Source organism: Amnibacterium sp. (assembly GCF_025463795.1).
In the GTDB taxonomy this organism is placed as follows: domain Bacteria; phylum Actinomycetota; class Actinomycetes; order Actinomycetales; family Microbacteriaceae; genus Amnibacterium.
Window position 1 is genome coordinate 1 of sequence record NZ_JAODBE010000048.1, and the last position, 7,550, is coordinate 7,550.

General features: G+C 70.9%; 8 protein-coding genes and 1 pseudogene. 4 read left to right on the forward strand and 5 right to left on the reverse strand.

The features are described from left to right. The 4 genes from JWQ92_RS04230 to JWQ92_RS04245 all read right to left on the reverse strand — a co-directional run. The coding region (locus tag JWQ92_RS04230; RefSeq protein ID WP_297343214.1) for a hypothetical protein at window positions 1-556 on the reverse strand (556 nt) is incomplete at its 3' end. Window positions 557-708: 152 nt separating this feature from the next. After that, the gene (locus tag JWQ92_RS16895; RefSeq protein ID WP_367276708.1) at window positions 709-1,377 is read right to left on the reverse strand and encodes a nuclease-related domain-containing protein; all 669 of its coding nucleotides are present in this window, start codon (window positions 1,375-1,377) and stop codon (window positions 709-711) included. 277 nt (window positions 1,378-1,654) lie between these two features. After that, window positions 1,655-1,825, reverse strand: coding sequence for a DUF4236 domain-containing protein (locus JWQ92_RS04240; protein WP_297343216.1), 171 nt, complete (start codon window positions 1,823-1,825; stop codon window positions 1,655-1,657). Further along, window positions 1,825-2,283 carry a lamin tail domain-containing protein gene (locus tag JWQ92_RS04245; RefSeq protein WP_297343217.1) on the reverse strand — a complete coding sequence of 153 codons (459 nt, stop codon included), beginning with the start codon at window positions 2,281-2,283 and terminating at the stop codon, window positions 1,825-1,827. Before JWQ92_RS04245 ends, JWQ92_RS04240 begins: the two co-directional genes overlap by 1 nt. 361 nt (window positions 2,284-2,644) lie before the next feature. Between JWQ92_RS04245 and JWQ92_RS04250 the strand changes: the two genes are divergently transcribed. From JWQ92_RS04250 to JWQ92_RS04265, 4 genes are all read left to right on the forward strand, one after another. Continuing rightward, window positions 2,645-3,085, forward strand: a complete 441-nt coding sequence (locus tag JWQ92_RS04250; RefSeq protein WP_297343218.1) for a hypothetical protein — start codon at window positions 2,645-2,647, stop codon at window positions 3,083-3,085. Between the two features lie 86 nt (window positions 3,086-3,171). Next, entirely contained in the window at window positions 3,172-4,533 is a 1,362-nt protein-coding gene (locus tag JWQ92_RS04255) for a glutamine synthetase family protein (protein WP_297343219.1), read from the forward strand. Further along, the gene (locus JWQ92_RS04260) at window positions 4,533-5,720 is read left to right on the forward strand and encodes an amidohydrolase family protein (protein WP_297343220.1); all 1,188 of its coding nucleotides are present in this window, start codon (window positions 4,533-4,535) and stop codon (window positions 5,718-5,720) included. The genes JWQ92_RS04255 and JWQ92_RS04260 overlap by 1 nt, the downstream gene beginning before the upstream one ends. Then, a complete protein-coding gene (locus JWQ92_RS04265) occupies window positions 5,717-7,219 on the forward strand; it encodes an APC family permease (RefSeq protein ID WP_297343221.1) in 1,503 nt (500 codons plus the stop codon). The genes JWQ92_RS04260 and JWQ92_RS04265 overlap by 4 nt, the downstream gene beginning before the upstream one ends. Window positions 7,220-7,277: 58 nt before the next feature. On the opposite strand, the pseudogene JWQ92_RS04270 reads toward JWQ92_RS04265, so the two are convergent. Beyond that, window positions 7,278-7,550 (reverse strand): annotated as a pseudogene (locus tag JWQ92_RS04270) (hypothetical protein); the annotation flags it as partial.

Genomic DNA, 7,550 nt, shown 5'->3' on the forward strand with positions numbered 1-7,550 from the left:
GCCGGCGGCTGCTCGCCCGTCGATGGCGCTCGGTCACCCCCTGCGGATCGAGTCGATCGCGCAGCATCGCCAGCTTCCGGAGCAGCACGGCCGGCTTCTCCTCCTGAACGAGCTGCGCGGCGGCGAGGTCGAAGGCGACGAGCCTGTCGCCCTCCAGCCCACCCGACTGATCCGCGGCGATCGAGGCGGCCGTCTCCGAGCAGCAGCCCTCGAGGAACGCGGCCCAGGTGGCGGGCAGGCGGTCGCGCAGGGTCCAGCCCTCGGCGAGCTGCCGCTCGACCGTCTGCCGGGGGATGCGCAGCACCGTGGCCTGGTGGAGCAGGAAGGCGCGGACGATCGCGTCGTCCGTCCGGACCGTTCGGCCCCGCGTCTGCTCCTCGAGCACCATCGCGTCGAAGCCGGCGAGCATCACCTGCCGGCGCATCGCGGCGGCTTGATTCAGGACGCGATCCGCTTGCGCGAGCGCTCCCGTGAAGAGCGCTTCGCGGGCATCCAGATCGGCGAATTCATCAGCTGCGCCGTCGGGTGGAGGGGGTTCCTCGGGGTTCCTCGTCATGCCGGGATTGAACACCCGGGGTCCGACATCGATTCGACTCCGGATCAGCGGAAACACCGCCGTGTCGTGCTCGTCCCGGGTCGCTCGCGAAAGGCCTGATCGTCAGAGTGATCGTTGCCAGAGGAGGAGCGACGCCCGTCCTCATGACGGCGTCAATGCGGCGGAAATGCTCGGTCGAGGCGAGCAGCGATCCGGTCGCGTGTCATGGCGTCGAGCGGGCCTGGACGCCGAAGCATCCTGACAAGTCCTCGGCGGCCTCGAATCGCGAGGCCTGCGACGTCCTGATCGATCCACGGCAGCTCGGTTCCGACGAAGCACAGGGCGCCGCGTACCGGCACGGACGGCCATCCGGCGAGATCCGCACGAACCGCCTCCACCTGCCGAGCGACGCCGTCGATCAGCCGCGTCCTGTTGCGTCCGCCCACCCAGAGCTCCTCCACACGAGGGGTGAAGAGCCCCCCGTGCCGGCGCACCTCTGCCCTGCCTCGGTACGCCTTCGAGTCGACGACCCACACGCCGGAGGGCGCGATCACGATGTGGTCGATGTTGGCCGACGAGAGGCGTCCATCGGGGCGACGCATGCGTCGATCGTGGAGCACGCGAATCCCTTCGAGTCGCCCGAGGCGATCAGCGACCGCGCGTTCCCCCTCCGCCCCCTTCGCCCACGCCTTCGTCGATGCCGGCTCGTCTACGAGGGCGAGCAGAAGGCCACCGATCCTCGGGAACCGTGACCGGACGCGAGCCTCCCGAGCAGAGCGCCGCCGGTCGTACTCACGCTGCGAGGACCGTCCAGCGGCGTCGGATGCGATCGTCCTGACCATGGCAGGGGCATCCGCCACGTCACCGGTCACCTCCTCGTCGGGAGAGGAGGCCGCTTCACTCGCGCAAGCCAGGCATCGGACGACTCGACGATCGATGTCCCACACGGCCCGAACTCCGATGGCCAGTGATGTGTCACACGTCGCGCACTGATCGACTCGCCGAAGCGCAAGGGTCTTCTCTGCCACCGAATCAGCATGCCGACCAGCGCATTTCGGCGCAGCCACCCGTTCGGGAGGGACCAGCAGGGCGGGCGCCCGACGATTCAGCGCCCCGGGGTCAGCGCTTCCCGAAGCGGAATGACAGCCCGCGCAGCAGCCGAACGGAACCACCGCCCCGCGAGTTGAACGTCACCCGTCCGATCCGCTGCGAGACGGACGCACCGCGCTTCGACAGGTTCAGGCGGCGGCCCTTACCGAGGGAGATGCTGCGTCGGAAGCTGAAGCCCATCAGCACACCACCTGCTTGCCGTCGGGCTCGGATCCCCAGGAGCAGGTGTCCTTCGTCGTTCCGGTCGCGTTCTTGAGGTAGGCCTCATCGCCGGTGTTGTTCCACACGTAGGCCGCCTTGCCCCAGTAGCGCTTGCTGCTCGAGTTCGTGCCCTTGCCGGTGTAGAGCGTGACGGAGGCAGCCGGCTTCAGCGTGAACGATCCGAACGTGTAGACGTGGCTCGACTTGTCGCGGATGGTCCAGCCGGTCAGCGTGTAGCTGGCGCTGCTGCTCGAGTTGTTGAGCCGGACCCACTCGCCGTTGAGGCTCGCGTTGGACCTGGTGTCGGAGCCGGGGGAGTTGGGGACCGCGGCGCTGAAGTGGAGCGTGGGGTTAGAGGCCTCGGCAGGAAGAGCTGCGGTCGCGGTGAGTCCGACCGCGGCGAGGATGGACAGGACGGCAAGCGTTCGCTTCTTCACGAGTGGTGCTCCTTGTGGCGCTGATGAAGCGAACCGTCGCTTCCTTCGAAGGCTAGGACCTCCGCGGCCCTGCCGATACCCGGCATTCCTGGTCAAAGGTTCGGCTGACCAGCATCTTCCCCGCCACGAGCATCCGTCCGGCTCATCAGCGGCCGGGTGTCCGGTCGCGAATCCGACGCGCCACAGGGGCAGCGGGACGAGGAGCGCGGCCATCGATAGCGTCGAGGAAACCTGAGGGGGACGCCATGGCGAGGTCAGGATGCACGAGCAGCGACTCGAGGACGGTCCAGCGGTGAGCGGCCACGCCCATGCACGGCCTTGGTCCGCAGATGCCCTCCGTGCGGGCGGCTTCGTCGGTTTCGTGCCGTTCGCAGCCCTACCGACGAGTGAGATCCCGACCGCACCGGGCGTCTACACGGTGATCCGGCCCACCGACGCTCCGCCCACGTTCTTGGGCACGAACCCAGGCGGCCGCTTCAAGGGCAAGGACCCGTCGGTCTCGACGGACGTCCTCGCTCGGAACTGGGTCGCCGGCGCCGAGGTGCTGTACATCGGCAGAGCGACTCCCGGCTCGACCGGGCGCCGGGGCCTGCGGAAGCGCCTCGACGAGTACCGGCGTTTCGGGGCGGGCGACCCGGTCGGCCACTGGGGCGGTCGCTACCTCTGGCAGCTGGCCGACCGCGACGAGCTCCTCGTTGCATGGAACGCGACGGAGGAGGACGCCTCGGTCGTGGAGTCACGGATGCTCCGCGACTTCATCGCCGATCACGGCGCCCTGCCGTTCGCGAACCTTCGGCGCTGACCCGCGTCGGGACCGCTGCGCAAGCCCCCGGACACAGTCGGAAATCGAAACACACCGGATACATGCGCTCTGCCACGATCGACCTCGTGAGCATCGAACGCGCCCTCCCGGTGCCGGGAACCGCTGCCCTCGACGCGGCGGCGGCGGCGCTGGCCGACCGCGGCGTGCGGATGGTCGCCGGCACGATGGTGAACAACGCCGGCCTCACGCTCGCGAAGACCGTGTCGCCCGACCGGCTCGGCACGTTCGCCCGCGCGGGGCTCGGCGCCTCGCCGACCTGGAACGTGTTCTGCATCGACGGCGGCATCGCCTTCACGCCCGACCTCGGCGTCGTCGGTGACATGCGACTTCGGCTCGACATCGACGCGCTCGTCGTGCTCGAGGGCGGACTGGCCTGGGCGCCGATCGAGCTGTTCGACCAGGCGGGGGAGCCGCTCCCGATCGACGCCCGCGGGCGCCTCCGTCAGGTGCAGCGCGACGTCGAGGACACCGGTCTGGAGGTCCTCGCCGGCCACGAGCTCGAGTTCGTCGTCACGGGCGCGGATGGCGAGGCCTTCGCGCGCCCGGGCTGGACGCCGTACGGCCTCGGCCCGGTCATCGATCATGAGGCGTTCCTCGCCGACGTCCTCACGGAATCGGACGCCGCCGGGCTCGGCCTCGAGCAGCTGCACGCCGAGTACGTCTCCGGCCAGTTCGAGTTCTCCCTGCCGCCCGCACGGCCCGTGCAGGCGGCGGATGCGACCGTGCTCGCCCGGCTGATCGTCGGCCGCATCGCCCGCCGCCACGGTCTCCGCGCCTCGTTCTCGCCGTTCCCGTTCGCCGGCGGCGGCGGCAACGGCGCCCACATCCACTTCTCGTTCTCACGCAACGGCGAGCCGGTGTTCTCGGGCGGCGACGGCCCCTACGGCATCACCGCGGAGGGCGGCGCGGCGATCGGCGGCCTCGTCGAGGCGCTGCCCGGGATCCAGGCGGTGCTCGGCGGATCGATCCTGTCCGGTGCCCGGTTGCAGCCCGGCTACTGGTCGGGCGCCTTCGCCTGCTGGGGGCGCGAGAACCGCGAGGCGGCCGTGCGGTTCCTCGAGGCCACGCCCGGCAACCCCTACGGAGCGAACGTCGAGGTGAAGCCCGTCGACCCGTCGGCGAACCCGTACCTCTCCTCCGCCGCGATCCTCGGCGCCGCACTCGAGGGCATCCGCGCGCAGGCGGCCCTCCCGGACGAGGTCACCGAGAACCCGGCGGACGTCGCCGCAGAGCACGGCATCGCCCAGCTGCCGTCGGCGCTCGCGCCCGCGCTCGAGGCGCTGCGCGGATCCGAGATCGCTTCCCGCGTGCTCGGCCCCGAGATCGTCGCCGCCATCGGCGCGGTGCGCGGCTGGGAGCTCGAGCACCACGGCGAGACCGCGCCGGACGACCTCCCCGCCCGATTCCGCTTCGCCTGGTCGATCTGATGGCCGCCCGCGACGCGCTGGCCGAGTGGGTGGAGGAGCTGCCCCTCGTCGACCACCACGTGCACGGGCCCTTCCGCGCCTCGGTCTCGCGCGTCCGCTTCGAGAACGCCCTCAACGAGGGCAGCACCGATCCGCTGCCCGTGTTCGTCAGCGGCTTCGACTCGCAGCTCGGCTTCGCCGTGCGTCGCTGGTGCGCGCCGGTGCTCGACCTCGAGCCGCACGCGGCCCCGGATGCGTACTGGGCACGCCGGGCGGAGCTGGGGGAGCCGGAGGTGAACCGGCGCTTCCTCACGGCCGCCGGCGTCTCCGACTGGGTCGTCGACACCGGCTTCGGCGCGGACGACGTTCTTTCGATCGAGGAGGTGCGCTCGCTCACGGGCGCTGCCGCCCACGAGGTCGTCCGGCTCGAGGCCATCGCCGCCGGACTGCTCGCCGAGGGCGCGGATGACTACGCCGAACGGTTCCGGAGCGCCGTCGCGGATGCCGTCGAGCGCGGCGCCGTCGGCGCCAAGAGCGTGCTCGCCTACCGCACGGGCTTCGACATCGACTGGTCCCGGCCGTCCGGCGCCGAGGTCGAAGGCGCCGCGGACGCGTGGGTGGCGGACCAGGGCGACGCGCCCCTGAAGGACCCGCGTCTGATCGTCTTCGGAATCCTCACCGCCGTCGACGCAGGCCTGCCCGTGCAGTTCCACGTCGGATTCGGCGACCGGGACCTCGACCTGCACCGCGTCAATCCGATGCTCCTGCTGCCCCTGCTGCGCACGCCCGAGGTGCAGCGCGTGCCGGTGCTGCTGCTGCACTGCTACCCGTTCGAGCGCGAGGCGGGCTACCTCGCGCAGGCGTTCGGCAACGTCTACCTCGACGTCGGCCTCGCCCTCAACTACGTCGGCGCGCAGGCGCCCGGCCTCGTCGCCCGCAGCTACGAGACCGCGCCGTTCGCGAAGGTCCTCTACTCGTCCGACGCGTGGGGCCCTGCCGAGCTGCACTACCTCGGCGCACGCCTCTGGCGGAACGCCGTCGCGCGCGTGCTCGGCGCCTGGGTCGACGACGGCGAGTGGTCCCTCCCCGACGCCTGCCGCGTGCTCGAGCTCGCCGCCCAGACCAACCCGCGGCGGCTCTACCGCCTCGACTCCGCCGTTCCCCCCATCCCCGCACCGCCCACGCACCACCGAAAGGACAGACCATGACGGATGAAGCGCTCGTCCGTGAGACCGAGAGCGGATCGGGGGCCGACGGCCCGAAGCTCCGTAAGAACCTCAGCGTCTGGGAGGCGATCGGCGTCAGCGTGGCGCTGATGGCGCCCTCGATGGCGATCAACATCAACCCGCAGGGCTCCGCCGGTCTCGTCGGCCGCGCCGTGCCGCTGACGTTCGCGATCGCGACCGTCGCCGTGCTGCTGATCGCGTACACCTTCGTGCGGCTGAGCCAGCGGTTCAACCACTCCGGATCCGTCTACGGCTTCGTCGGCGTGACCCTCGGACCACGCTCGGGCGCGTTCAGCGGCTGGGCGATGGCCGGCACGTACATCTTCTACGGGGCCGTCACGAGCATGGCGGCGGGGATCTTCCTGACGACGCTCATCCAGGAGTCCTTCTGGAAGGGCGCGCCCGACTGGGTGGGCTTCCCGATCGGGGTGGTCGTGCTCGCGCTCGTCTGGTTCCTCGCGACCCAGCCGGCGAAGGGCGGCACGCGACTGCTGTTCATCGTCGAGGCGGTGACGGTCACGCTGATCGTGATCGTCACGATCGTCGTCGCGGTGCGGCTGCTCGCCGGGAACGCGCCCGGTGGCCACCACTTCGACCTCAGCGTCTTCGCGATCGAGCCCGGCAGCGACGTGTCCGCGGTCTTCCTCGGCGTCGTGTTCGCGTTCCTGTCGTTCGCCGGGTTCGAGGCGTCGGCGACGCTCGGCGAGGAGGCGCGCAACCCGCGCCGCGACATCCCGCGGGCGATCCTCGGCACCGCGATCTTCGGCGGCGTCTACTTCATCGTCGTGTCCGCGATCGAGGTCATGGGCTTCGGCGCGGACGCGAAGGGCGTCAAGGCGTTCGTCGGATCCGGTGCCCTGGTCGGCGACCTCGGCTCGCAGTACATCGCGCCCTGGATCGGGACGCTGATCACGATCGGCGCCGCCATCAGCGCGGTGGCGTGCTGCCTCGCGTGCGTAGTCGGTGCCTCGCGGCTGATCATGGCGCTCTCCCGGGACGGGCTCGGCCCGGCCCCGTTCAAGCGCGTCTCGGTGAAGCACGGCGTGCCCCACGTGGCCGTCGCCGTCGTGGCGATCGTCGTCTACGTGCTCATCGCGGTCGCCTGGTTCGTGCTCCACGCGAAGCCGTACGACCTGTTCGTCACCTCGGGAACGACCGGCACGCTGATCCTGCTCGTCGCCTACGTGCTCGCCACGATCGGCGCGATCAAGCTGTTGTTCTTCACCGGGGAGCGCCGCGTGGCCGGATGGGAGATCGTCATCCCGGTCCTCGCCCTCATCGTGCTCGCGTACACGCTCTTCCGGAACATCTTCCCGTTCCCGGTGGGCGCCGCATGGTGGGGCCCCGGCCTCGCCATCGTGTGGCTGGTCGTGGCCCTCGTCGCCGTGCTCGCGCGGCCGGCCGCCGCGGTGCGGGCCGGCGAGCTGCTGAGCCGCTCGGAGGGCCTCGCCGCATCCGAGCCGAGTCGCGCGCTGCGCTGACTGAGTCGGGCTGATCGAGTGGGTGGGCCCGGTGCATCGCGCACCGGGCCCACCGCCGTCAGGCGACCGGGACGGGCGCGACGTCGAGGATCTCGGTCTCCAGCGTGTGCCGCTGCACGACGAGCATCTGGCCGTTGTCGAGGGTCTGCCATCCGCTGCCCCAGCCGCTCGAGGTGACGACGATCGAGTCCGCCGCGATGCGGTAGCGCAGCCGGTAGTACTCCGGGCCGCCCTCCTCGGCCTCGGCCGAGGGCCGGAACCGGTTCAGCGCGACCAGCTGAGTGTCGGTGACGAGCATCGCGTTCAGGCAGGTGAAGGAGAAGTCGCCGTC

Coding starts and splice junctions, on each gene's coding strand:
- JWQ92_RS16895 (WP_367276708.1), bottom strand. CDS start 1,377: ATGGTCAGGACGATCGCATCCGACGCCGCTGGACGGTCCTCGCAGCGT.
- JWQ92_RS04240 (WP_297343216.1), bottom strand. CDS start 1,825: ATGGGCTTCAGCTTCCGACGCAGCATCTCCCTCGGTAAGGGCCGCCGC.
- JWQ92_RS04260 (WP_297343220.1), top strand. CDS start 4,533: ATGGCCGCCCGCGACGCGCTGGCCGAGTGGGTGGAGGAGCTGCCCCTC.
- JWQ92_RS04265 (WP_297343221.1), top strand. CDS start 5,717: ATGACGGATGAAGCGCTCGTCCGTGAGACCGAGAGCGGATCGGGGGCC.